We start from the raw sequence: 23126 nt of genomic DNA on the forward strand, positions 1-23126 counted from the left end.
CTCTCCCGCGCGCGCGAGGGGAGGAGCGCCCTTCCGAAGCGGTGAAGAGTCTTCCCCGGGCGGGCGCGGGCCCCGCGCCACATCGATGAGGGAGGCTCCATGAGCGCAAAAGAGACCACGACGCGCCCCTCTGCCCGTCTGGGACAGGAGCCCACCCCCGACCAGATGCTGGAGATGTACTACTATGTCTGCCTCGCCCGCGCCGTGGACGAACGGATGTGGGCCCTCCAGCGATCGGGGAAAGCCGCGTTCGTGATCTCCGGCCAAGGACACGAGGGCGCCCAAGTCGGCGCGGTGTACGCGCTCGACCGCGAGCGGGACTGGCTGGTTCCGTTCTACCGGTCTGTGGCTGCCGTCTTGTTGAAAGGCATGCCGCCTTCCGAGATCTTTCTCATCCAGCTGGGGCGAGACTCGGACCCATCGAGCGGCGGCCGTCAGATGCCCGGGCACTACGGGCACTCCCGCCACAAGATCCTTTCCACCAGCAGCCCGGTCGCCACCCAACTGCTGCACGCGGCCGGGATCGCGTATGCGGCAAAGGCGAGGGGCACGGGTGAGGTCTGCCTGACCGAGTTCGGGGAGGGCTCGACGAGCGAGGGCGACTTTCACGAGGCCCTCAACTTCGCCTCGATCCACCGGCTCGGCGTCATCTTTCTGGTCGAGAATAACGGGTATGCAATCTCCGTCCCCCTGAGCAAACAGATGGCGGTGCCCAACGTCTCGGCCCGCGCCGCGGGGTACGGGATCCCCGGGGTGACGGTAGACGGGGGCCATGTGCTGCAGGTGTACGACGCCGCCCGACAGGCCGTCGCGCGGGCTCGCCGGGGCGAGGGGCCAACGCTGCTCGAAGTGATCGTCCCCCGGCTCACCGCGCACAGCAGCGACGACCGTCAGGAGAAGTACCGGTCGACCGAAGAGCTCGCGCATCTCCCTGAGCACGATCCCGTCCGCGTATTCACGGCGGAGCTGCGCGAGCGTGGGGTCCTCACCCCCGCCAGGGAGCAGGAGATCCGCGTCCGGATCCAGCTCGAGGTGGACCAGGGCACCGAGCTGGCCGAGGCGGCCCCGCTTCCGGACCCCGCCACCGCCACCCGGTACGTCTACTTCGAGCCGGACGCGGGGACATAACCGTGGCCGACAAGCGTTTCCTCGACGCGATCCACGACGGGCTCTCTGAGGAAATGGCCCGAGATGCCTCGATCGTGATCCTCGGCGAGGACGTGGGAAGGAAGGGGGGCGTGTTCGGAGTCACCGAAGGCTTGTACGAGGCCTTCGGCGAGGCGCGGGTGATCGATACGCCGCTGGCAGAATCCTGCATCGTCGGAGTCGCGATCGGGATGTCGGTCAACGGGCTCCGTCCTGTCGCCGAGATCCAGTTCGCCGATTTCATTCACCCCGCGTTCGATCAGATCCTCAGCGAAGCTGCCCGGTTGCGGTTTCGGTCGAGAAACGACTTCTCGTGCCCGATCGTCATCCGGACGCCGTACGGCGGCGGCGTGCACGGCGCGCTTTATCATTCGCAGTCCATCGAAGCGTTCTACGCGCACATTCCGGGGCTCAAGGTGGTCGTGCCCTACACGCCCGCGGACGCCAAAGGCCTTCTGGTGGCGGCGATCCGGGATCCGGATCCGGTCTTGTTCCTCGAGCACAAGAAGATGTATCGCTCGGTCCGAGGGGAGGTGCCCGAGTCCGAGTTCACCGTGCCGATCGGGCCGGCTGTGGTCCGACGGCCCGGGCGCGACCTCAGCATCTTTGCCTACGGACTGATGACGCATGAGGCGCTCAGGGCGGCCGGCCAGCTCCAGCAGGAGGGGATCGAGGCCGAGGTCGTGGACGTGCGGACGCTTCGCCCGCTCGACACGAAGACCATCTTGGAGAGCGTGGCGCGGACAAACCGCGCGCTCATCGTGCACGAGGACAACCGGTTCGCCGGGTTTGGCGCGGAGATCGCCGCGACCATCGCCGAAGAGGGGTTCCGATACCTCGATGCTCCCCCCACCCGCCTCTGCGGTCCCGACGTGCCCGCGGTGCCGTTTTCCCAGCCGTTTGAGGACTGGTTCATGATCTCGGCCGAGAAGATCGTCCACGCCGCGCGCGCGGTCGCCGCCTACTAACCGGCTCGAGGCCCAGAGGAGTTCGCGGATGCCCACCGAGGTCAAGATGCCCCAGCTCGGCGAGAGCGTGCACGAGGGGACGATCGGCAAATGGCTCAAGCGCCCCGGCGACGCGGTCGCGAAGTACGAGCCGCTGGTCGAGGTGAACACCGACAAGGTGAACGTCGAGATGCCGTCGCCGTTCGCGGGGGTGCTTCGGCAGATCCTCGTCGAGGAAGGCACGACGGTGGTCGTCGGCACCGCGATCGCGGTGATCGAAGAGCAGGGGGGCGCCGCGGCCCGCGCAGCCGCACCCGGGATCGCACAGCCATCGAGCCCCGCCGCGCCGCCGGCAATGGGCGACGGCGGGCGCTCCCGCGCCCCCGTGCCGCCGGACACCCGATCGCAGGCCCCGCGGCTGACCCCGCTTGTCCGGCGCTTGGCCGAGGAGCATCGGCTGAGCCCCGAGGAGCTGGCGTCGATCCCGGGCAGCGGAGAGGGCGGCCGGATCACCAAGGATGACGTGCTGCGGCACATCGAGACCCAACGCGCATCGCCCCGATCACAGGCGCCGGCCGCCCCGTCCCCGTCCGCGACTCGCGCGTCCTCCCCTGGGGGGGACAGGCAGGGCGCGGCTCAGGATGAGCTTCACCGGTTCTCGCCCGTGCGCCGGGCCATCGCCGAGCGCATGGCGCAAAGCAAACGGGAGATCCCCCACGCTTATGGGACGATCGAGGTGGACCTCACCGCGCTGGTGCGGCACCGGGAGGCGCATAAGGCGACCTGGCAGGCCCGGGAGGGTGTCAACGTCTCCCTCACCGCGTTTCTCGTGCGGGCGGCCGCCCGAGCGCTCAGGGCGTATCCGATGGTGAACGCCACGTACACGCCGGAAGGCATCCTCTACAAGCACGCGATCCATTTCGGCGTGGGCGTCGCGATCCCCGACGGGTTGATCGTGCCCGTGATCAAGCATGCGGACCAGAAGGGCGTCGTGGGCCTGGCCGCCGAGATCGCGCAACTCGCCGAGCGCGCGCGCGACGGAAAGCTCACGCTCGACGACGTCTCGGGCGGGACATTCACGCTGACGAACCCGGGCGTGTTCGGGTCGATCACCTCCATGCCGATCATCAACTATCCACAGGCGGCGATCCTGGCCGCGGACGCGATCGTCCGGCGGCCGGTCGTCGTCGGCGAGGGGATCGCGATCCGCGACGTGATGCATCTCGGGATCGCGTTCGACCACCGCGTCTTCGACGGGGCGGTGGCGATGCGGTTCCTCAACCATATCAAGCAGCAGCTCGAGGGGTTTGCCCCGGCGGGGGAGTCTCCCGAGTTTTAGCCTCGGCGGGAGACAGGGCGGCGACGACAATGAGTCTGGATCGACGGCCGGAGTGGTTGAAGGTAAGGCTCCCCACGGGCCCCAACTTTCGGGAGCTGGTCGGCATCATGCGGACCCAGGCGCTGCACACGGTCTGCGAGGAGGCCCGCTGTCCCAACATCGGCGACTGCTGGGAGCGGCGGACGGCGACGTTCCTCATCCTCGGGAATGTCTGCACGCGGCACTGCGCGTACTGCGCGATCGCTCACGGCCTCCCCACCGAGTTGGACGTGCAGGAGCCGGAACGCGTGGCGGCGGCCACATCCGCGATGGGCCTGCGCCACGTCGTCATCACCTCGGTGGACCGGGACGATCTGCGGGACGGAGGGGCCGCGATGTTTGCCCGGACGATCCGGCTGATCCGGGAACGCCACCCCCGGTGCTCCGTCGAGGTGCTGATCCCGGACTTCAAGGGGGATGCGGACGCGCTGCGCACCGTGCTCGACGCCGGCCCCGACATTCTGAACCACAACATCGAGACCGTCCCGCGGCTGTTTCGGGCCGTGCGCGCCGGCGGGAACTTCCGCAGGTCGCTCGATCTGCTCGCCCAGGCGAAGGCGCAGGCCGGGCGTTGGGTGACGAAGAGCGGGATGATGGTGGGCTTAGGGGAGACCTGGGACGAGGTGCTGGCGACGATGCGGGCCCTTCGGGATGTCGAGTGCGAGATCCTCACGATCGGACAGTACCTGAGCCCGGGAAAGGATTACCATCCGATCGCCCGTTATTACCGTCCCGAGGAGTTCGCCGCGCTCAAACACGAGGGGGTCTCGATGGGATTCCGCCACGTCGAGTCCGGGCCGCTCGTGCGCAGCAGTTACCACGCCGATGAGCAGGCGGTCGGGGCGGGCGCGATTCCTGCGGCGCCGTGACGAGACGCTAGGTTCCGACCGGCGCCTTCTGCTTGGTGTGCACGTCCTGTGAGCTGCTGTGGCCCGGGAAGACGCTCGCCTTCGGGTTCAGGTACGCGGTGGCGTTGTTGATCGCGGTCGCGGCCTCGCCAAACCCGGTCGCGATCAGCTTGACTTTGCCCGGGTAGGTGACGACATCCCCCGAGGCGTACACGCCTCGCACGTTCGTCTCCATCCGCGTGTTGACCCGGATGCTGTCGTGTTCCAGCTCGAGGCCCCATCCCTGGATCGGCCCGAGGGTGCTCAAAAACCCCAGCGAGGCGATCACCGCATCCACCTCGAGCGACTCTTCAGTGTTGGTCTTGTTCTGGTAGATGACCGCCCGCTCGACCTGCGTTCCGCCCTCGAGACGGCGCAGCTCGTAGAAGGTCTTCACCTGCACGGGCGACGTGTGAAGCTTTTGCACCGAGTCCTCAAACGCCCGGAACTGGTCGCGGCGGTGGATCAAGGTGATCGACCGGGCGATTCCGATGAGCCCGAGCGCCCAGTCGACGGCGGAGTCCCCACCGCCGACGATCAAGACGCGCTTGTCCTTGAAATCCTGAAAGCTGCGGACGAAGTAGTACAGTCCCCTGCCTTCGAATCCATCGATCAGCGGATTCTTGAACGTCTTGGGGTGAAAGGCCCCGATGCCCGCGGTGATCAGGACCGTCCGCGTCGCGTGCATCGCTCCCTCCGAGGCGAGATGAATCGTGCCATCGGGCTGCGCCGTGAGCGTCCCCACCGTCTCGCCGAGGCACACGGTCGGCGTGTACTGCATCGCCTGCTCCGCGAGGTTGTCGACCAGCTCGCGGCCCAGGATCTTGGGGAACCCCGCCACATCGTAGATCCACTTTTCCGGGTAGAGCGCGGTGACCTGGCCGCCCAGGGCGCCGAGGCTCTCAATGATCTTGGTCCGGAGCGCGCGAAACCCGGAGTAGTACGCGGCGTAGAGCCCCACCGGCCCGCCGCCGAGGATGGTGACGTCGAACACATCCGCTGGCATTTCTCAGATCCTCCGCTCGGTACGCGTTCCCATCGGTACGCGTTTCCACTTCTACTATGCCCTACGTCGGGGCGGCCCGGTCAGATTGGGCCACGGGACATTATACACCCTGCCGGGCACGTTTTCGGGATGCCGGGGCGCCTCCCCGCCCGACCCCCCACGCCGTGGGAAGTCCGGGGGGCGTCCGCGCGTTCTCCTTTCTTGACAGGGTATGGGGCTGGCCCTATCGTTGGGACGTACACGACTTGGGACCACGCGGGCCGGATCCCAAGATGGAGGAAGATCGATGGCGACGACAAGAGTAGCTGAGGCGCGGGCGCAGGCTCCGCGGCTCACCGAGACGCAGATGGAGCGCTACTCGCGCCAGATCATTCTGGAGGAGATGGGCGTCGAGGGGCAGGCTCGGCTCCTCGAGAGCAAGGTCTTGATCATCGGGGCCGGCGGGTTGGGGTCCCCAACGGCGCTGTACCTCGCGGCCGCGGGCGTGGGGACGATCGGGATCGTGGACGGCGATCAGGTGGACTTGACGAACCTGCACCGGCAGATCCTGCACGCTACATCGGCCCTGGGCCGGCCCAAGACCGAATCGGCGCGGAAGACGCTGGGGGAACTGAACCCGGACGTGACTGTGGTGCCGTATCAAACGGTGCTCACGAGCGCGAACGCGCTGGACGTGCTTGCCCCCTACGACGTCGTGATCAACGGCAGCGACAACTTTCCGACGCGCTACCTGGTGAACGACGCCTGCGTCCTGCTCGGCAAGCCGCTCGTGGATGCCAGCATTCTCAAGTGGGAAGGCCAGGCCACGACGTTTCTGCCGGGCCGCGGCTGCTACCGGTGCCTGTTCCCGACCCCGCCCCCACCGGGAGCGGTGCCGTCTTGCGCCGAAGGCGGCATTCTCGGGGCGCTGTGCGGCTTCATGGGGAGCCGGCAGGCCCTCGAGACGTTGAAGGTGCTGCTGGGCGTCGGAGAGACCCTGGCGAACCGGTTGCTGATCTTCGACGCCCTCGAGGGGGAGACGCGCGTCGTGCGCTGGAACCGGAACCCGCAGTGCCCCGTGTGCGGCGACCAGCCAACGATTCGCGCGCTGATCGACTACGAGCAGTTCTGCGGCATGCCGGCGCACGACCGCCCGGCGACCCCGGCGCAGGCGCCGGTCCCGCAGGTCTCGCCCGAGGAGGCGAAGACCTTGCTCGATCGCGGCGGGGTGCAATTGGTGGACGTCCGCGAGCCCTGGGAGTACGATGAGGCGCACATCCCGGGCTGCCGGCTGATCCCGTTGGGCGACGTGCCGGTGCGGCACGGAGAGATCGACCGGGAGACACCGGTTGTGGTCTACTGCAAATCCGGAGGGCGGAGCGCCAAAGCGGTGACATTTCTTCGTGAGCAGGGATATGCGAAGGCGCTCAACCTCAGCGGTGGGATCCTGGCCTGGATGAACGCCCAGCTTCCTACCGAATAGCCGGGCCGGTTCGGATACCGTACCGAGTGTCGAGGGGGAGTGGCCGTGGGCCACTCCCCCTCATGACGTTTCGCGGGTGGACCGGCTACATATGCGCTCCCATGCCGGTCATCGTCAGGGTCGTCACGACGTTCATGTTACTCAGTTCGGTGTACTCCAGCTTCACGAGGTCTCCGGGGTGCAGCCGCGTGAGCGGGATGGCACCGTTCTGCCAGATGAGCCCTCCGCCCGGGATCACGATCACGGTCACCGGATGCGCCATCATCATATGATCGCCGGCCGCGGGATGCTGCATCGCCGTGCCCGCCTCGGGATGCTGCATCATAGCCCCCGACTCGGCCGGGGTGATCTCGATAATCCCCTGGCAGGTCTGCGGCGTGCTCCCGCAGGAGACGAAGCGCACGCGAGTCACCACGCCCTCGAGCGCCTTTCCGTGCATCATCATCTACGTCATGCGGGACCATTTGCTGGGCCTGCGCCCACCCCGGCCCCAGGACAGCAGTGGCGATCATCACGACACCCAGCGCGACGGCTTTCATCCACGTCACCTCCTTCGTTTGATCAGGTGCTCACCCTCGAGCGTATGAGGCGGGCGTGCAGATTTGATAAAGACCCGTCGATCCCCCATGCGTCCGCGATCGCGTGCGTCCGCAGGCGGGATCCTTCGGGATCGGACGAAAATGAACGAAAAGCGCATGCCCTTCCCGGCCATCACATGCCGATGCGTTCCACGGGCATTTTCGTTTGACAAAGCCCGCCGGCGACGGATAAAATAGGGTTGGGCCGCGCAAAGCGTTGCCCCATTGAGACGAGGTGATTCTCTGTGTCCATCGAGGTGGGCCGACCCACCGTGACCGTGTCCGACAGCGCGATTGCGAAGCTCAAGGAGATGCTCGCGGAGCAGAACGAACCCAATCTCTGCTTCCGCGTGTTTATCCAGCAGGGCGGATGCGATGGGTTTTCGTACGGCATGGCGTTCGATTCGCCCGATGCGGACGACGAGATCATTGAGCGAGGCGGAGTGCGCCTCCTCGTCGACAAGACCAGTTCGCGTCTTCTTCGGGGCGCGGAGATCGATTACGTCGCATCGGTGACAGCCACAGGGTTTGCGATTCGCAACCCGAATGCCGTGTCCACCTGCGGGTGCGGCCACTCGTTCAAGACCGCGGACGACCACGGGCAGGCGGACCCCTGCGGCGAGGAGGATCACGAGCATGGATCAACAGACTAGCCAGGCGACCGCGGAGACCTCCGACCTGCACGCGCGGGTCGAGAAGGTCCTCGACCAGATCCGGCCCTATGTCCAGCAAGACGGCGGCGACCTCGAGTTGATCGACGTCGTCGACGGGGTCGTGCAGATCCGGCTGGCCGGGTCATGCGTCGGCTGCATGTACTCGATGATGACGCTCCAAGCCGGCGTCGAGCGGATGCTCAAGGAGCAGGTCCCCGAGATCAAGGCAGTCGAGTCGGCGCCCTTTTAGCTATCGCGACCGCGGGCGCACGAGAGGAACCCTGAGCCTCTCACATGTAGCGCGTGAGAGGCTTTTGCTTTCGGAGGATGTGACGGGGAGGCGACCGGGCGTGCGCTTCGAGTACAGCGAGGAACAGCGCCTGATCTGGGATACGGCACGCGCGTTCGCAGCCCGGGAGTTACGCCCCCATGCGCGCGCGTGGGACGCGGAGGGAACATTTCCGACCGCGCTGATCCCCAAACTGGCGGAACTCGGCTTCCTCGGGATGACCATTCCCCAAGAGTACGGCGGTTCGGGCCTCGACACGGTCAGCCTGGCCCTGGCGATCGAGGCGATCGCGTGGGGGGACGGCGGCGTCGCGCTCACCGTCGCCTCCCACAACTCGCTCTGCTCGGGTCACATCGTGCTCGCGGGGACCGACGCGCAGAAGCGAACCTACCTGCCCCGCCTCGCGTCCGGCCAGGCCCTGGGGGCGTGGGCATTGACCGAACCGGGCTCGGGCAGCGATGCCGCAGCGCTCGCCACACGCGCGGTGCGGCGCGGCACCCGATGGGTGCTGAACGGCACCAAGGTGTTCGTGACGCAGGGCAGCCTGGCCGGGGTGTATGTGATCATGGCCCGGACCGATCCGGAGGCCGGATCTCGGGGGATCTCGGCGTTTCTCGTAGAGCGCGGGACCCCGGGGCTGCGCGTCGGGAAGCACGAGGACAAACTCGGGGTCCGGTCGAGCGACACCGCCGAGGTCGTTCTGGAGGATTGCGAGGCGGCCCCGGATGCGATGCTCGGCGCGCCGGGCGACGGCTATCGGGACGCGCTGCGCGTGCTGGAGGGGGGCCGGATCGGGATCGGCGCGATGGCGCTCGGGCTCGGTCGGGCCGCGCTGGAGGCATCGATCGCCTATGCCAGCGAGCGGCGGGCGTTCGGCCGGACGATCGCCGGGTTCCAGGCGATTCAATGGATGCTGGCGGACATGGTCACCGAGCTCGACGCCGCCGAACTGCTCGTGATGGAAGCCGCCTCACGAGCGGCGGCCGGGCTGCCCCACCGGCAGCACAGCTCGATGGCGAAACTGTACGCGTCGGAGGCGGCCTCTCGGGCGGCCTCCAAGGCCGTGCAGATCCACGGAGGCTATGGATTGATCAAGGACTATGTGGTCGAGCGGATCTACCGCGACGTGAAGCTCTGCGAAATCGGAGAGGGGACCTCCGAGGTGCAGCGGATGCTGATCGCGCGCGAGGTCCTAGTCTAAGGCGGGTTGGAGGCGCAGCGCGTGAAGACGACGGTTGTAGGAAGCTATCCGAAGATTCCTGATCCCCCGGCTCCGGGGCGGTGGCGCACAAGCGTCGAGAAGCTCCAGCGGGGCGAGATCACCGCGGAGGACATGCGCCGCGTGGAGGAAGAGGTCACGGCGGAAGTGCTCGCGGAGATGGATCGCGCGGGGATCGACATCGTGACGGACGGGCAGATTCGGTGGGAGGACGGGCAGACCTATTTCACACGCGGCCTCGCGGGGTTCTCGATCAACGGCCTGCAGCGGTACTTTGACACGAACGTGTATTTCCGGCAGCCCATCGCGATCGGGGAGACCGCGTGGCGCGCGCCCATCAGCGTCGCCGATTACACGTTTGCCGCGGCCCGCAGCCAGCGGCCGGTCAAGCCGGTCGTGAGCGGCCCGTTCACCCTGGCCGTCCTGAGCCGGGATGAGTTCTACGGGAACCAGGACCAGTTCGTCATGGCCCTGGCTTCTTCTCTCAACCAGGAACTCCGGGCACTGGCCGCCGCCGGCGCGCCGGTGATTCAGGTGGACGAGCCCGGCCTGCTGACTCATCGCGACCGATTTCCTCTCTTCCGGCGCGCCATGGACGTGTTGTGGGACGGGGTGACCGCGGAGCGGGCGCTGTATACTTATTTCGGGCCCGTGGACGGTTTGTACCCGGCGATCCTCGACCTCCCGGTCGATATCCTCGGTCTCGACTTCGTCGCTGGCGCCCAAAACTGGGACGTGCTGCGGAAGGCGAAGTTCACCAAGCAGCTGGGCCTCGGCATCGTGGATGCGCGGAACACCAAGATGGAGACGCCCGAGGCGGTCGCCGACGCATGCCGCCGGGCCGCCGAGATCGTCCCAGCGGACCACCTGCACGTGGGGCCGAGCGCGGGGCTCGAGTTCCTGCCGCGAAAAGTGGCCCAACGGAAGCTAGAGGTCCTGGCGGCGGGCGCCCGCCGGTTCCGGGAGGGAGCCGCATGACGGAGCAGATCCTACTCACCACGACGGTAGGCAGTTTCCCCAAACCGCCCTATCTAGTAGAAGCCCGGCGGAAGCACGCGCGCAAGCAGATCGATGCGGGAGAGTTTCGGGACCTCGAGCGGCGGGCCACGGAGGAGTGGATCCGGCGCCAGGAGGAGATCGGGGTCGACATCCTCGTGGACGGCGAGATGTACCGCGGGGACATGGTGGCCTACTTTGCGGACCAGATGGACGGGTTCGCCATCCCCGGGATCGTGCGGTCGTATGGGAATCGATACTACCCGAAGCCCGCGGTCGTGGCGCCGGTCGGGCGGCGCGGGCCCATCACCGTGGAGTGGTGGTCGTACTCGCAGAGCCTGACCTCCCGGCCGGTGAAGGGGATGCTGACCGGGCCGTACACGATCGCCGAGTGGTCGTTCAACGAGCATTACCCCACCCGCCGCGAACTGGTGCTCGAACTCGCCCGCGCGATCCACGATGAGGCCGTCGACCTCGAACGCGCGGGGGCTCGGTACATCCAGATCGACGAACCCGCCATTCACACCAGGCCGGATGCGGACTTCGACCTGGCCGTCGAAGCCATGGAGATCGTCACGAAGGGGCTGAAGGCGTATACGATCTCACACGTCTGCTATGGGGATGTCCCCCGCATCTACCCGGCGATGCTGCGCCTCGCAGTGGACCAGCTGGACCTCGCGCTCAAGAACGAGGAGTACGCGCTGCTGGACACGTTCAAGTCTCCGAAGTTCACCAAGGACATCGGGCTCGGCGTCCTCGACGCGCACAGTCATCGCACGGAGACGCCTGAAGAGGTCGTGGACGGAATCCGCCGGACGCTCAAGGTGATCCCGCTGCCTCAAGTCTACGTGACGCCGGACTGCGGCCTCAAGACCAGGACGATCGATGAGACCGTCGCGAAACTCACCTCCATGGTGGAAGGCGCCCGGCGCGTTCGGGAGGAGCTGGCCCGATAGCCGCGACGCCCACGGCCATCGCGGTCGAGGCACGGCGGGTCGTCCGCGCGTCCCCCGACCGGGTTTTCGCACACATCGGCCGCGCGGAATATCTTCCCCGATATGGTGCGCCGCTCTGGATGCTGGCGGAACCGGTCGAGAAGCATCGAAGCGCGCACGTCATCACGCTGACCGGTTACCTGATCGGCCTGCCGGTTGAGTCGGTTCTCCGAATCGCCCTCCACCCCCCCCACGCCATGGAGTTCAAACAGGTTCGCGGGACGCTTCGGGGGCTCAGCGGGTCCTTCGCGCTCGCCAGCGTCGAGGACGGGACCGAGGTGCGCTACCGCCTCGAGGTCGATCCGGGGATCCCCATGATTTCAGACGAAGCGGCCCGGCAGTTTCTCACCCAGTTTGTGGAGCGGATGCTCGACCGGATCAAGTTGGCGGCAGAGCGCAAGGCGCCGGCCCGCCGGGTCGACCGGGTTGCCGCCGCACCCGCGGGACTGGAACCCGAGGAGGATGATGCGGAGCCGACCCCGGCGGCGGTTGCCCCGGCGGCGCCGCCGCCGGAGGCGCCTGCGTCACCTCCGGGGTCTGATGCGAGACCATCGACCGAGCCCACACGGTCCGGCAAGCGCCGCCGGCGGCGCCGGCGCCGCGGTCGCGGACGGGCGCCCGGATCGCCGGGGCAGGGACCCTCTCCCGCTTGTTAGCCCCGCGAAGGCCGCGATCCACGCACAAGCATCTTCAGTGGGGACCTTCGATGGGAGGAGTGCAGGCGTCAAAACTGAAGTCTCAAATGACGTGACAGACGCGACGACCGTTCCAACGCCACCCCGTCGGCCCCCCGATACCGCGGTGCTCCTACGGCTCTCCCAGGGCAAGGGCGAATTGACCGGGGCCGTACGCGCCCTCGATGCGGCAAACGCGGATCTTCAGTCAAAACTCGCATCGATGAAGACGAACCTGGCACAGCAATTCGAACTCTGTCTCAACGGGTCGCTGGGTTTTTGGATATCCTTGGGGCTGCTCGCGGGATGGTCGCGGCACAACCGGGTGGCGGCCGCCGGTCCCTAGGCGGCACTTCCCTTGACACCCCCGGAGGGCCGGTGTTACGCTACTTATGAAAGTGATAATTACTCTCAACCGCCCGCGGCCAGGACGCCCACGGCCCAGTTCCCAGTGCAAGGCTTTCTGCACCCGCCCGGTGTGAGGAGGAGCCCGTGTTTGCCCGAAAGTCGGCCGTCAGCAAGGAAGCGGTGATGGACGTCCTTCGCGACGTCATGGACCCGGAGCTCCACCGCAGCATCGTGGAGCTCAATATGGTCAAAGACATCGTAGTCCACGACGGGACGGTCCGGGTCGACGCGCTGCTCACGATCAGCGGGTGCCCGCTGCGGGAGACGATCATCGAGTCCATCAAGACCAAGGTTCAGACGCTACCCGGCGTGGCGCAGGTGGATGTGCATCTCGGGGTGATGACCCAGGAGCAGCGCCAGGCGCTGATCGGCCAGCTGCGGCCCGGGCCGCAGAAGCAGTCTCCCTTGCTGTCGCCGACCTCCACGACGCGCATCCTCGTCATCGCCAGCGGAAAGGGTGGGGTCGGCAAGTCTACGGTGACCACGAATCTGGCGGCGGCGCTTGCGCGGCGAAAGCGGATTGTGGGCATCGCCGACGCCGACGTCTACGGCTACAGCATCCCGCACATGCTGGGGGTCAAGGGGCGGCCGACGGTCATCGACCAGATGATCATCCCGCTGGAACGCGAGGGCATTCGCGTCATGTCGATGGGCTTCATGGTCGACGAGAACGAGGCGGTGATCTGGCGTGGGCCGATGCTCCACAAGGCCGTGACCACGTTCCTGAGCGAGGTGTACTGGAGTGACACGCAGGACCTGCTGATCGATCTTCCGCCGGGCACCGGCGATGTCTCGTTGACCATCGCGCAGACGTTGCCGAGGGCCGAGATGCTGATCGTGACCACCCCGCAGCCGGCGGCGGCGAACGTCGCGTACCGGGCGGCCCGCATGGCGGAAAAGGTCAACATGCCGGTCGTCGGGGTGGTCGAGAACATGTCCTACTACCTGAGCGCTCCCGGCGCCGAGCCGTCGTACATCTTTGGGCAGGGCGGGGGCGCGCGGCTCGCGGAGATGATCGGCGCTCCGCTGCTGGGATTGATCCCCCTCGACCCGGCGATCCGCGAGGGAGGCGACCGTGGGCAGCCGGTGGTGCTCACCGACCCCGACGCGCCGTCGGCGCAGGTGTTCGTGCAGATCGCGGATGCGCTCCTCAGAGGGCACGCGTAACCCCGCATTTTGGACGCCGTGAGTACGATGACCCCGGCCCCAGTGAACGGCGAGATCGAGAACTTCGTGCGGCCCCAGACGTTTCCGTTGGGCGGCGGCGGCGCAGTGTCCGAATCGCCGCAGGGCTCCCCGGGAGAAGCGGGGAAGTTAGTAGGCCGTAGAGAGTGACACGATAGAATCGGGTGAACCGCGAGGATGGCGCCTCACGAGGGCGCAGAAGATCCGCGCGGAACGCCCGGCCTCAAGCGGGGGTGAGAAGGGCGTGGCAAAACGGATCAACGACATGACGATCAGGCTCGGAGGCGAAGCGGGGCAGGGCGTGGAGTCCGGCGGCGCGGGTTTCGCGCAGGCGCTCAGCCACGGGGGGCTCTGGCTCCATACCTACACCGAGTATATGTCCCGGATCCGCGGCGGGCTCAACTTCTTCCAGATCCGGGTCGCCGATCACCCATTGTGGGCCCACACCGAGGGTGTCCATGTCCTGCTCGCGTTCAGCCCCGAGGCGGTGACCAACTACGGGCCGCACATCGTGGAGGGCGGCGCGCTGATGTTCGACGATACCCTGAAGTTCGACCACGACGCCGTGACCCGCCGCAACGTGCAACTGTTCAGCATGCCGCTCACGAAGATCGCTCAAGACCTCGGCGGCAACAAGATCATGGCCAATACCTGCGGTCTGGGGGCGCTCGCCGGGATTATCGAATACCCCTTCGAGTTCGTGGCGGACGTGATCAGGCGGAACTTCATGCGCAAGGGTGATGCGGTCGTCCAGGGCAACCTCAAAGTCGCCGAGGAAGGGTACAAGGTGGGCCGGGACAAGTACGCCGGGTCGTTCGACTGGAAGGTCTCGCCGCTGGGGGAGCGCCCCGACCGGATGCTGCTCAACGGGAACCAGGCCATCGGGATGGGGGCGGTCGCTGCGGGCTGCCGGTTCATGTCGGGGTATCCGATGACTCCGGCGAGCTCAATCCTCGAGTACATCGCGAGCCACGCCAAGAAGTTCGACATCGTCGTCAAGCAGACCGAGGACGAGATCGCCGCCATCTTGTTCGCGATCGGCGCCGGCAATGCGGGCGCGCGCGCGCTGACGGCCACGAGCGGGGGCGGGTTCTCGCTCATGGTGGAGGCGCTCGGGCTGGCCGGCATGGCCGAGGTTCCGGTGGTGATCGTGGAGGCGCAGCGGCCCGGCCCGTCGACCGGGATGCCGACGAAGACCGAGCAGGGAGATCTGCTGTTTGCCCTGTTCGCGAGTCAGGGCGAGTTTCCGCGGATCGTCCTGGCCCCGGGCACCCAGGAGGAGTGCTTCCACACCGCCGTGCGGGCATTCAACCTGGCGGAGAAGTGGCAGTGTCCGGTGATCGTGATGACCGAGTTCTACCTCACCACGATGATGCGGACGCTGATGCCCACCGAGTTTCCGATCGAGCGCGTGCAGATCGATCGAGGGGAGCTGCTCACCGCTGAGCAACTGGACCGCCTCGGCGAACCCTACTTGAGATACCGCGATACGCCGAGCGGCATCTCGCCCCGCGCGCTCCCCGGCCATCCGAAAGCGGTGCATCAGGCGTGCAGCGACGAGCACGACGAGTACGGCCATTTTGAGGACGAGGATCCGGCGAACCGGCTGAAGATGGCCGGGAAACGGTGGCGGAAGTTCCAGAACATCGTCGAGGATCTCCACGAACCGACGCTCTACGGGCCCGAAGGGGCCGGGATCACCCTGATGGGGTGGGGGAGCACCTACGGGGCGATGCGGGAGGCCGTCGATCTGCTGAACGCCAGCGGAACGCGAACCAACCTCCTGCACTTCGTCGACATCTGGCCGTTCCCGGAGGCGAAGGCGACCCCGCTGATCGAGGCGGCGCGCCAGCTCGTGGCCGTGGAAGGCAACCAAAGCGGCCAGTTCGCCCACCTGGTGCGGGCGATGACCGGCCGCCGGGCCGATCGCATGATCCTGAGGTGGGACGGCCGGCCGCTCAGCCCCGAGTACATCATCGAGAAGCTGGAGGAGGCCAAAGTTCATGCTTGATGTCAAGACCTTCAACAACCCGATCAAGGTCACGTGGTGCCCGGGGTGCGGGGACTACGGGATCCTGAACGCCGTTAAGAGCGCGCTGGCGCAGCTCGAGATCCACCCGCACGAGGTGATGTTCTTCTCGGGCATCGGCTGCGGGAGCAAGCTGCCGGACTACATGAACGCGAACGCGTTCACGACGATCCACGGTCGGGCCCTCCCGGTCGCCATGGGCACCAAGCTCGCGAACCACGACCTGAACGTGATCTGCATCACCGGCGACGGGGACGGGTACGGCATCGGGGGGAATCACTTCCTCAACATCATGCGGCGGAACCCCGACATCGTCCATATCGCCGAGAACAACATGGTCTACGGCCTGACCAAAGGGCAGTACGCGCCCACGAGCGAGCGGGGGTTCATCACCAGCACCACGCCCGAGGGGAGCATCGAGATCGCGTTCAACCCGCTCACGACCGCGATCAACGGCGGCGCGTTGTTCGTGGCGCGCGGGTTCTCAGGCGATCCCAAGCACCTGGCCAAGCTGATCATGGCGGCGATCCAGCACAAGGGGTACGCGCTCGTCGACGTGCTCCAGCCGTGCGTGATCTACAACAAGATCAACACCTATGACTATTATCGAGAGCGCGTGTACAAGCTCGAGGAGGCGGGGCATAACCCCGCAGACCGGGACGCCGCCTGGCACAAGGCGCAGGAGTGGGGGGAGAAGATCCCGATCGGGATCCTCTACCAGGTCGAGGGCCAGCCAACCTACGAGGAACAGGTCTCGGAGCTCAAAGCCGGGCCTATCGCCAAGCGGACCCTCCAGCCGCTCACTCGTGCGCAGGCGGACGCGCTCCGGCGGGAGTTCTTCTAATAAAGCGGGTGGATCCCGCCTCCGCATCCGGCGGCTGATGTGATGCGGGCGCTCGCCGCCACCCTGGGCGTGCTCGCCGGGATGTGGTGGTTGGGGATCGGTGCGGTCGCCGCGCCGCCGTCCTCGGCCCCCGCGAGCGTGAACGCCGACGACGTGCGGATCGACAACAGCGGGACCACGCTTGTGGCCACCGGGCACGTGGCCGTCGTCTACGGGACCCTCCGCGTCGCGAGCGACGCCCTGCGGATCTACCGGCCGAAGGGCACCGCGACGTTTACCGGGCACGTCGCCGTCACCGACGAGAGGGGACGGGCTTCGGCGCAGGTGGCGATGATCACGGTGGTCAACGAGTCACGGGTGACCGAGATCGTGCTCACCGGCGGCGCCTCGGTTGAGACCCGCTCGTACGCGCTCCTGGCCGACCGCATTGTCGCCGACCGGCAGCACAACCGTCTGACCGCCGCCGGGCACGCGACCGCGTTCTCCCAGCCGGACCTGATCGTCACCGGCGCGCTGATCACCTATGAGGACGACCCGCAGCACGCGGTCGTTCGCGGGGAGGGCGCGACCCCGGCGACGATCCAGAACCGGGACGGGCGGATCCGGGGAACCCGGATCGATGTGTCTAGGAAGAGCGGGCAGGCGCTGGTGACCGGCCCCGTCGACGCGGAGATCTACGATGCCTCGGTGACAGGGGCGGACGCGACGATCGACCTCGCCCGGGCCACAGCGGTGTTTACCGGCCACGTCACCGTCTCCCGCCAGCAGGGACGGCTGCTCGCCGACCGGTTGACGGTGTATTACCGGGTGAAGCGATTCGTCGCCGAGGGCGCGACCCGCATGACCTTCAGCGATCGAGACGATTCCTCGTCCCCATAGGATGGGGCTGGTCACCCGCTGGTTGGCGGCGGTTGCGGCCGCCGTCGTCGTCTTTGAAGGGCTCGATGCGCTTGCCGCCATGGGCGGCGGCGTGGCGTGGGTGACCCTTGCGTCTCCCGTCGTCGCCGGTGCGATGGCGGCTTGGTGGGCAGGCGGGGGCGCGGCCCCCCGGCTCTTGGCCTCGGCGGCTACGGCGTGGGCGCGCATCGGCACGGACCGGACCATCGGCCTCATGCACGGCGTGCGTCATTCGCTCGAGGTGGAGGTCGTCGTGGCCGCGGTCTTCGGGGTACCGTGGATGGGGATGGCGCTCGCCGGGGGGATCGCGGTCCTGCTCGTCCTCCGCAGACGCCGCTACGGCAGTTCGCCGCGCGTGACGTAGTTGTACACGGTGCGATCCTTGTAGGCGAGGGCAAACTGCACCGCCGCGTCGCGTGTGCGGCCGGTCCGGCTGTAGGCGGTCCCCAGCAAGTACCGGATCGCACTGTTGCCGGGATCGAGCCGCACGCTGCTCTCCCATTGCGCGATCGTGTTCTTGGCGTCCTCGCGGTCCGCGTAGACATACCCGAGATATCCGTGGTTCATGGCGTTGCGCGGATCCTGCCGCGTGATCTCCAGAAACTCTTGCAACGCCGTGTGGTGATCGCGTTCGACGAACCACGATGCGAACCCCAACTCGTAGCGAGCCAAGAGGTTGCCCGGATCCCGCTTGACGTTCGCCGCGGCCCCACCCATGATCTGGCGGGAGAAGGCTTCCCGGCGGGTGTCGCCGCCGATCATCCGGTCAATCTGCTTCAGTGTGTGCCACCAATCGATCAGCAGCCCTTCATGCGCATAGACCATCGCCAGCCGGAGCGCGGCCTCCGGGTCCGGTTTCGCGGCCAGCTGCGCCTTGAGGCCGGGGATCAGCGGCCGCCAGCTCTCCCCCGCGCGCTGGGCGCCGGCCGGCGTGAGCGGCAGCGTGAGCAGCGCAAAGACGCCCGCGACGATGGCCGCCACGACGCGTGTCATCGTGGACCTCCTCGGAACGCGATGCCTTCGTTACTCCGGGGCCGACAGGACCGGGATGATCAGGTTGACCAGGTCCGGGTCGAACTGCCGCCCCCCCTCGAGCTGCACGTCCGCGATCGCCTCATCGACGGTCCACGGCTTTCGGTACGGGCGGCGCTCGGTCATCGCATCGCAGCCATCGGCGATGGCTAGGATCCGGGCCTCCAGCGGGATCTGGCCTCCCGCCAGACCCTCCGGATACCCCGTCCCGTCCCAGCGTTCGTGGTGGGCGGCCACGATCGCGACGACAGCATCGTCGACCGCGAGGGCGCGCAGGAACGCCACGCCGTCGGTGACGTGCCGGACGAGGATCGCGTGCTCGTCCGGGGTGAGCGGACCGGGTTTACGCAGCAGGGACCGCGGGATCACGAGTTTCCCGACGTCGTGTACCAGCGCCGCCTGGGCGAGGGCCGCCAGCCGGGCAGGGTCGAGCGCGACCATCTGGCCGAGCTCGAGGCTCCACCGGCCCACCCGGCTGAGGTGTTCTTCCAGCTCGATCCCTTCGGAGTGCAGCAGCCGAACCAACTGCTGCGCGCCCTCGGGGAGGCTCCAGAGCGCCGTCATCAGCTCCACGGGGAGGGCGGGGCCGGCCGAGCGGGCGTGCAGCTTTTGCTCGAATGCGCCCGCCGCCGCCGTCTCGACGAGCGCGGTCGCGTCCGCCCCGTCGCTGGGCGCGAGCGCCCACCCGGCCGCGAGCCGGACCGGGTAGGGGAAGTTCGTGGCGCGCGCGACCGCGGCGCGAATCCGCTCGACGACGGCGGCCGCGCCGGCTTCGCCGAGACCCGGGGCCAGAATCGCGAACTCGTCTCCTTCCAACCGGGCGACGACGTCGTGGGCGCGCGTCGTGTCCCTGAGGATCTGCGCGATCTGGACGAGGATCCGGTCGCTGACACGCCGTCCCGCTCGCACGGTGACCTCGCGGAAGCCCTGAAGGGCGAGGTAGACGAGGGCGAAGGTGCCGTCTGCGCGCTCCGCCTGCGACAATTCCTCCGCAAGCCGCCAGTCGAGCAGCCGCCGGTTGGCGAGGCCGGTCAACGGGTCCGTGAGCGCAAGATGGCTTCGCGCCCGCCCCTCTCGTGAGACGAAGACCGTTGCCGCTTGAATGAGGACGAGCGCAGCGGCCGACGCGATCAGGGCCACCGGCGCGGGCGGGCGTCCGGTCGTGAGTCCGACCCAGAGGCTCACCACGTCGGCGGCCGCGAGCCCGGCGCACGCCGGCCAGGTGGGGAAGAGGGCTCCACCCAGCACGATCCACGGACCGTACGCGAGGGCCCCCAGGTCCACGGCGCCAACCGCAAGGCTCACGCTCAAGAGACCGAACAGGTACCCCGCGTACGAGACGATCGGGGAGATCTTGTACGCGAGCGCCAGTCCGCCGACGAGGCCTGACAGGGCCGCGGCGGCGGCGTTCCACCCTTGGTGGGCTCCCCACAGGAGCGCCATCGAATACAGGCCGGTCGCCGCGCCAACGACGAGGGGGAGGTGTCGGAGCTGATCGCTAAACAAGGGGACGGCGCGGGGGGCCGGCGCCTCGCCCGCGCCGGCGGACCCGTCGGCCCCGAGCGTCACGTCGCCGTCATCCTTCGGCGCCAATCCAAGCCTCCCCACCTACCCAGATCTCCTTCTTCCAAATCGGGACGGTGAGCTTCAGCGTATCGATGGCGAACCGTGCGGCGTCAAATGCCTCGGCCCGGTGGGGCGCCGAGACGCTGATCGCGATGCTGGTGTCTCCGACGTTGAGCCGCCCCGTCCGATGGATCATGGCCACCCGGGTCGCCGGCCACCGGGACATGATCGTCGACGCGATCTTCTCCATCTCCCGCCGCGCCAGGACTTCATATGCCTCGTACTCGAGGTGGTCGACCCGCCGGCCGCGCGCATTGTCGCGGACCACGCCCAAAAATAGCACGACCGCGCCCGCGCGAGGATCGGCGACCTCTCGCACGAGGCGGTCGAACGCGATGGGCCCGTCGGTGAGCTCGATCAGGGGCGGGCGCGCCGGTCGTTCGTCGCCGCCTCCGCCGCTCACCGGCGGGATTAACGCCACCTCGTCGTCATCGTGGAGGGGGCGACCGCCGTCCACGTACTCGTCGTTGACCGCGTACCCCGACGGTTCGGGCAGGCGCGCCAGGGCGGGATAGCGATTCACGAGCGCCGTCCACACCGCCTGTCCCCGGCTTCCGCCCTCGAGGGCGAGCTCGATTTGGGAGGCGCCCACCGCTTCGCGGTACGATGCAAAGAGCCGCACCCGCACTTTCACAGCCCCGATTGTACCATAGGCTAGGCCACGGTCTGGGCGCGCCGGCGCCGAACTGGGTAATATATGTCGTGGAACTCCTGGCCGGGCGCCGACCGTAGTAAGGAGGCGTGGCGGTGTGTTCGAGGTGATGACGAAGATGCGATTCCAATGGTTGATGCTCGCCTCCGCGGTCACTGCGCTGACGTTGACCCCGATGGTCCCGCCTATGCCGGTGCCCACCGCCCACGCCCAGCTCTTCAGCATGAGCGAGCAGCAGGAGATCCAGCTTGGACGTCAAGTCGAAGCCGAGGTCGCCAAGAAGCCGGGGTTCGTCGACGACCCAGGCCTTACCAGTTATGTGGCGGGAATCGGGTTGCGCCTCGCCCACGTCTCGGAGCGGCCCAATCTTCCCTGGACGTACCACATCGTCCGCGACAAGAGCGTGAATGCCTTCGCCGTGCTCGGCGGATTCGTGTTTGTCGATCAAGGGCTGTTGACGTTTGTGAAGTCCGAAGACGAGCTCGCGTTCATCTTGGGGCACGAAACGACGCACGTCGCGCACCGCCACGCCGTGGACCTCGCGCAGCGAGACCTGGAGGTTCAGTTCGGCGCGGTGTTGCTGACGCAATTCGTCTTCGGCGGGAGCTGGACCGCCTACCAGCTTTCGCAGATCGCCCGCGGTCTCGTGGACGCGAAGTATTCAAGGGACAAGGAGTTCGAGGCCGACCGCTACGGCGTAATTTATGCGCAGAAGGCCGGCTTCAACTCCTCCGCGGCGATCAGCTTCTTTGAACGCCTGCAGCGCCTGGACAAAACCCAGCCCGCCCTGGCGCATGCGTTTGAAGACCACCCGGACACTCCCGACCGGATCAAAGCGCTCCGGGCTCAGCTGCATCAGATGGGCTATCAAGTGGCCGGTCCCGAGGCCCCGGCGCCCGCCCCTGGGCCCGCGGTGAAGCCGTCCTCCGCCCAGACGGCGCCCCACTCTACTGTCTCCGGCGACAGGTAATGAGCGACAGGGGAGCTCCCGCCGTCCCCGAATGATCTGCGGGTGACGCCGCTCAGGATCGCCGATCCGTACGCGGCCCCTGGTCAGTACCGCAAGGCGCAGCTCCACTGCCACACGACCAATTCCGACGGGACGTTCGCTCCGCGCGGGCTGCTCGAGCGCTACCGGACCGCCGGGTACACCTTTGTCGTGTTCACCGACCACGAACGGGTGACCACGTGCGACGATCTGAACGACGGCGCGTTTCTGGCCCTCCCCGGCGCAGAGACGGCCATCGGCCGTCCATTCCGGCCGCTGGGGCCCCATCTGGGCCGGATCGGGGCGCCGGGGCGGCTTGACGTGCGCGGCGCCCAGGCTGCGATCGATGCGACCATCGCCGCCGGCGGCGTCGTCTCCCTGCACCATCCGGGGTGGACCGGGAATCTCTGGACGGGCCGGTGGATCCTCGCGGAGATGATCGCGCTCCGCGGGTATCACCTCATCGAGATCAGCAACCACCACAGTGCTTCCCGCACGGACGTGGAGCGGTGGGCCACGGTGCAGGCCGCGCGCGGTCCGGCGGCTCCCGTCGGGGGCGTGGCGGTGGACGACTTTCATCGGGAGAGGGACTTTAACACGGGGTGGGTGATGGCCAAGACCGCCGCCGTGACCCAGGAGGCATTCCTCGGCGCGCTCCGTACACGCGCCCTCGTGGCGTCCACGGGCCCCCACGCCGAATTCGGCGTCCACGACGGCACGATCGTCTGCGCGACGGACGCCCGGCGCATCCGATTCCTCGATGCGCACGGGACTACCCGGTACGAGCGGCCGGGACCCCAGGCCGCGTACGGCCCCGATGGAACCGAAGGGTTTGTACGCGTGGAGTGCGTGGGGGCCGCCGGCCGCACGGCGTGGTCGCAGGCATTCTGGATCGTGCGATGACCGCGCAGGCGGTGTATAATCGCTCCATGCATTCTCGCGAGCTCGTCCTCGTCGCGAACAGCCCGGGCGAAGTCTCGTACCTGGCGATCCCGATGGCCCGGGCCGCGAAGGGATGGGCGGCGTCCAGGGGGCTGCCCCTGACCGTGTCCCTCATTTTGCCGCCGTGTCAGTGGGCGAGCGGTCAAGAAGCCACGTTTGCCAGACAGGCGGATGTGTTCGAACGCATCTTCAACCCGCGAGAGTGTCTGGCGTTTGCGGCCCGCCTGCGGCGGTTTCCCGGCCCGGGCCCCGGATGCATCGTGCACTTCGGGGGCGACCTATGGTACTCGGCC

At 67.6% G+C, this 23126-nt stretch carries 25 protein-coding genes; 20 read left to right on the plus strand and 5 right to left on the minus strand.

The window, feature by feature from the left end:
• Nucleotides 1-99: 99 nt before the first annotated feature.
• From VFP86_02460 to lipA, 4 genes are read left to right on the plus strand one after another with little or no spacing between them, the layout of a single operon-like run.
• A complete protein-coding gene (locus VFP86_02460; protein HET8998488.1) occupies nt 100-1128 on the plus strand; it encodes a thiamine pyrophosphate-dependent dehydrogenase E1 component subunit alpha in 1029 nt (342 codons plus the stop codon).
• Between the two features lie 2 nt (nt 1129-1130).
• On the plus strand, nt 1131-2114 hold the full coding sequence (locus VFP86_02465; protein HET8998489.1) for an alpha-ketoacid dehydrogenase subunit beta: 984 nt from the start codon (nt 1131-1133) through the stop codon (nt 2112-2114).
• Between the two features lie 28 nt (nt 2115-2142).
• On the plus strand, nt 2143-3432 hold the full coding sequence (locus tag VFP86_02470; GenBank protein HET8998490.1) for a dihydrolipoamide acetyltransferase family protein: 1290 nt from the start codon (nt 2143-2145) through the stop codon (nt 3430-3432).
• Between the two features lie 29 nt (nt 3433-3461).
• Nucleotides 3462-4340, plus strand: a complete 879-nt coding sequence (lipA, locus tag VFP86_02475) for a lipoyl synthase (protein ID HET8998491.1) — start codon at nt 3462-3464, stop codon at nt 4338-4340.
• Nucleotides 4341-4347: 7 nt separating this feature from the next.
• Here lipA and VFP86_02480 read toward each other — a convergent pair whose 3' ends face one another.
• The gene (locus VFP86_02480) at nt 4348-5364 is read right to left on the minus strand and encodes an NAD(P)/FAD-dependent oxidoreductase (GenBank protein HET8998492.1); all 1017 of its coding nucleotides are present in this window, start codon (nt 5362-5364) and stop codon (nt 4348-4350) included.
• 286 nt (nt 5365-5650) lie between these two features.
• Between VFP86_02480 and moeB the strand changes: the two genes are divergently transcribed.
• On the plus strand, nt 5651-6826 hold the full coding sequence (gene moeB, locus VFP86_02485; GenBank protein ID HET8998493.1) for a molybdopterin-synthase adenylyltransferase MoeB: 1176 nt from the start codon (nt 5651-5653) through the stop codon (nt 6824-6826).
• 85 nt (nt 6827-6911) lie between these two features.
• Here moeB and VFP86_02490 read toward each other — a convergent pair whose 3' ends face one another.
• On the minus strand, nt 6912-7271 hold the full coding sequence (locus VFP86_02490) for a hypothetical protein (GenBank protein ID HET8998494.1): 360 nt from the start codon (nt 7269-7271) through the stop codon (nt 6912-6914).
• A gap of 378 nt (nt 7272-7649) precedes the next feature.
• Here VFP86_02490 and VFP86_02495 point away from each other — a divergent pair, with 378 nt between their 5' ends.
• From VFP86_02495 to VFP86_02550, 12 genes are all read left to right on the plus strand, one after another.
• Nucleotides 7650-8057 carry an iron-sulfur cluster assembly accessory protein gene (locus tag VFP86_02495; GenBank protein HET8998495.1) on the plus strand — a complete coding sequence of 136 codons (408 nt, stop codon included), beginning with the start codon at nt 7650-7652 and terminating at the stop codon, nt 8055-8057.
• A gap of 25 nt (nt 8058-8082) precedes the next feature.
• Entirely contained in the window at nt 8083-8307 is a 225-nt protein-coding gene (locus VFP86_02500) for a NifU family protein (GenBank protein HET8998496.1), read from the plus strand.
• Between the two features lie 79 nt (nt 8308-8386).
• Entirely contained in the window at nt 8387-9547 is a 1161-nt protein-coding gene (locus VFP86_02505; protein ID HET8998497.1) for an acyl-CoA dehydrogenase family protein, read from the plus strand.
• A gap of 21 nt (nt 9548-9568) precedes the next feature.
• Nucleotides 9569-10543, plus strand: coding sequence for a methylcobamide--CoM methyltransferase (locus VFP86_02510; protein ID HET8998498.1), 975 nt, complete (start codon nt 9569-9571; stop codon nt 10541-10543).
• Nucleotides 10540-11517: a methionine synthase gene (locus tag VFP86_02515; protein HET8998499.1), complete on the plus strand. Its 978-nt coding sequence runs from the start codon at nt 10540-10542 to the stop codon at nt 11515-11517. Before VFP86_02510 ends, VFP86_02515 begins: the two co-directional genes overlap by 4 nt.
• Before the next feature lie 17 nt (nt 11518-11534).
• A complete protein-coding gene (locus VFP86_02520) occupies nt 11535-12212 on the plus strand; it encodes an SRPBCC family protein (protein ID HET8998500.1) in 678 nt (225 codons plus the stop codon).
• Between the two features lie 145 nt (nt 12213-12357).
• Entirely contained in the window at nt 12358-12576 is a 219-nt protein-coding gene (locus VFP86_02525) for a hypothetical protein (protein ID HET8998501.1), read from the plus strand.
• A 146-nt stretch (nt 12577-12722) separates the two neighbouring features.
• Entirely contained in the window at nt 12723-13805 is a 1083-nt protein-coding gene (locus tag VFP86_02530) for an Mrp/NBP35 family ATP-binding protein (GenBank protein ID HET8998502.1), read from the plus strand.
• 262 nt (nt 13806-14067) lie between these two features.
• A complete protein-coding gene (locus tag VFP86_02535) occupies nt 14068-15834 on the plus strand; it encodes a 2-oxoacid:acceptor oxidoreductase subunit alpha (protein HET8998503.1) in 1767 nt (588 codons plus the stop codon).
• A complete protein-coding gene (locus VFP86_02540; GenBank protein ID HET8998504.1) occupies nt 15827-16696 on the plus strand; it encodes a 2-oxoacid:ferredoxin oxidoreductase subunit beta in 870 nt (289 codons plus the stop codon). Before VFP86_02535 ends, VFP86_02540 begins: the two co-directional genes overlap by 8 nt.
• A 42-nt stretch (nt 16697-16738) precedes the next feature.
• Entirely contained in the window at nt 16739-17575 is an 837-nt protein-coding gene (locus tag VFP86_02545; GenBank protein HET8998505.1) for an LptA/OstA family protein, read from the plus strand.
• 1 nt (nt 17576) lies between these two features.
• On the plus strand, nt 17577-17957 hold the full coding sequence (locus VFP86_02550; GenBank protein HET8998506.1) for a hypothetical protein: 381 nt from the start codon (nt 17577-17579) through the stop codon (nt 17955-17957).
• Here VFP86_02550 and VFP86_02555 read toward each other — a convergent pair.
• From VFP86_02555 to VFP86_02565, 3 genes are read right to left on the minus strand one after another with little or no spacing between them, the layout of a single operon-like run.
• Nucleotides 17930-18586: a hypothetical protein gene (locus VFP86_02555; protein ID HET8998507.1), complete on the minus strand. Its 657-nt coding sequence runs from the start codon at nt 18584-18586 to the stop codon at nt 17930-17932. The genes VFP86_02550 and VFP86_02555 overlap by 28 nt on opposite strands.
• Nucleotides 18587-18616: 30 nt before the next feature.
• Nucleotides 18617-20218: an HD domain-containing phosphohydrolase gene (locus VFP86_02560; protein HET8998508.1), complete on the minus strand. Its 1602-nt coding sequence runs from the start codon at nt 20216-20218 to the stop codon at nt 18617-18619.
• Entirely contained in the window at nt 20202-20879 is a 678-nt protein-coding gene (locus tag VFP86_02565) for a molybdenum cofactor biosynthesis protein MoaE (GenBank protein ID HET8998509.1), read from the minus strand. Before VFP86_02565 ends, VFP86_02560 begins: the two co-directional genes overlap by 17 nt.
• Nucleotides 20880-21000: 121 nt before the next feature.
• Between VFP86_02565 and VFP86_02570 the strand changes: the two genes are divergently transcribed.
• The 3 genes from VFP86_02570 to VFP86_02580 all read left to right on the plus strand — a co-directional run.
• A complete protein-coding gene (locus VFP86_02570; protein HET8998510.1) occupies nt 21001-21873 on the plus strand; it encodes a M48 family metalloprotease in 873 nt (290 codons plus the stop codon).
• 42 nt (nt 21874-21915) lie between these two features.
• Nucleotides 21916-22794 carry a hypothetical protein gene (locus tag VFP86_02575; GenBank protein HET8998511.1) on the plus strand — a complete coding sequence of 293 codons (879 nt, stop codon included), beginning with the start codon at nt 21916-21918 and terminating at the stop codon, nt 22792-22794.
• On the plus strand, nt 22791-23126 hold a 336-nt coding region (locus VFP86_02580), incomplete at its 3' end, for a hypothetical protein (protein ID HET8998512.1). The genes VFP86_02575 and VFP86_02580, both read left to right, overlap by 4 nt.

This window comes from bacterium, from assembly GCA_035703895.1.
In the GTDB taxonomy this organism is placed as follows: Bacteria; Sysuimicrobiota; Sysuimicrobiia; order Sysuimicrobiales; family Segetimicrobiaceae; genus Segetimicrobium.

Bases quoted from the DNA above. Each gene is read 5' to 3' on its own strand.
- moeB (HET8998493.1), top strand. From the start codon at position 5,651: ATGGCGACGACAAGAGTAGCTGAGGCGCGGGCGCAGGCTCCGCGGCTC.
- VFP86_02545 (HET8998505.1), top strand. From the start codon at position 16,739: ATGCGGGCGCTCGCCGCCACCCTGGGCGTGCTCGCCGGGATGTGGTGG.
- VFP86_02460 (HET8998488.1), top strand. From the start codon at position 100: ATGAGCGCAAAAGAGACCACGACGCGCCCCTCTGCCCGTCTGGGACAG.
- lipA (HET8998491.1), top strand. From the start codon at position 3,462: ATGAGTCTGGATCGACGGCCGGAGTGGTTGAAGGTAAGGCTCCCCACG.
- VFP86_02490 (HET8998494.1), bottom strand. From the start codon at position 7,271: ATGATGATGCACGGAAAGGCGCTCGAGGGCGTGGTGACTCGCGTGCGC.
- VFP86_02555 (HET8998507.1), bottom strand. From the start codon at position 18,586: ATGACACGCGTCGTGGCGGCCATCGTCGCGGGCGTCTTTGCGCTGCTC.
- VFP86_02470 (HET8998490.1), top strand. From the start codon at position 2,143: ATGCCCACCGAGGTCAAGATGCCCCAGCTCGGCGAGAGCGTGCACGAG.
- VFP86_02550 (HET8998506.1), top strand. From the start codon at position 17,577: ATGGGGCTGGTCACCCGCTGGTTGGCGGCGGTTGCGGCCGCCGTCGTC.
- VFP86_02540 (HET8998504.1), top strand. From the start codon at position 15,827: ATGCTTGATGTCAAGACCTTCAACAACCCGATCAAGGTCACGTGGTGC.
- VFP86_02515 (HET8998499.1), top strand. From the start codon at position 10,540: ATGACGGAGCAGATCCTACTCACCACGACGGTAGGCAGTTTCCCCAAA.
- VFP86_02480 (HET8998492.1), bottom strand. From the start codon at position 5,364: ATGCCAGCGGATGTGTTCGACGTCACCATCCTCGGCGGCGGGCCGGTG.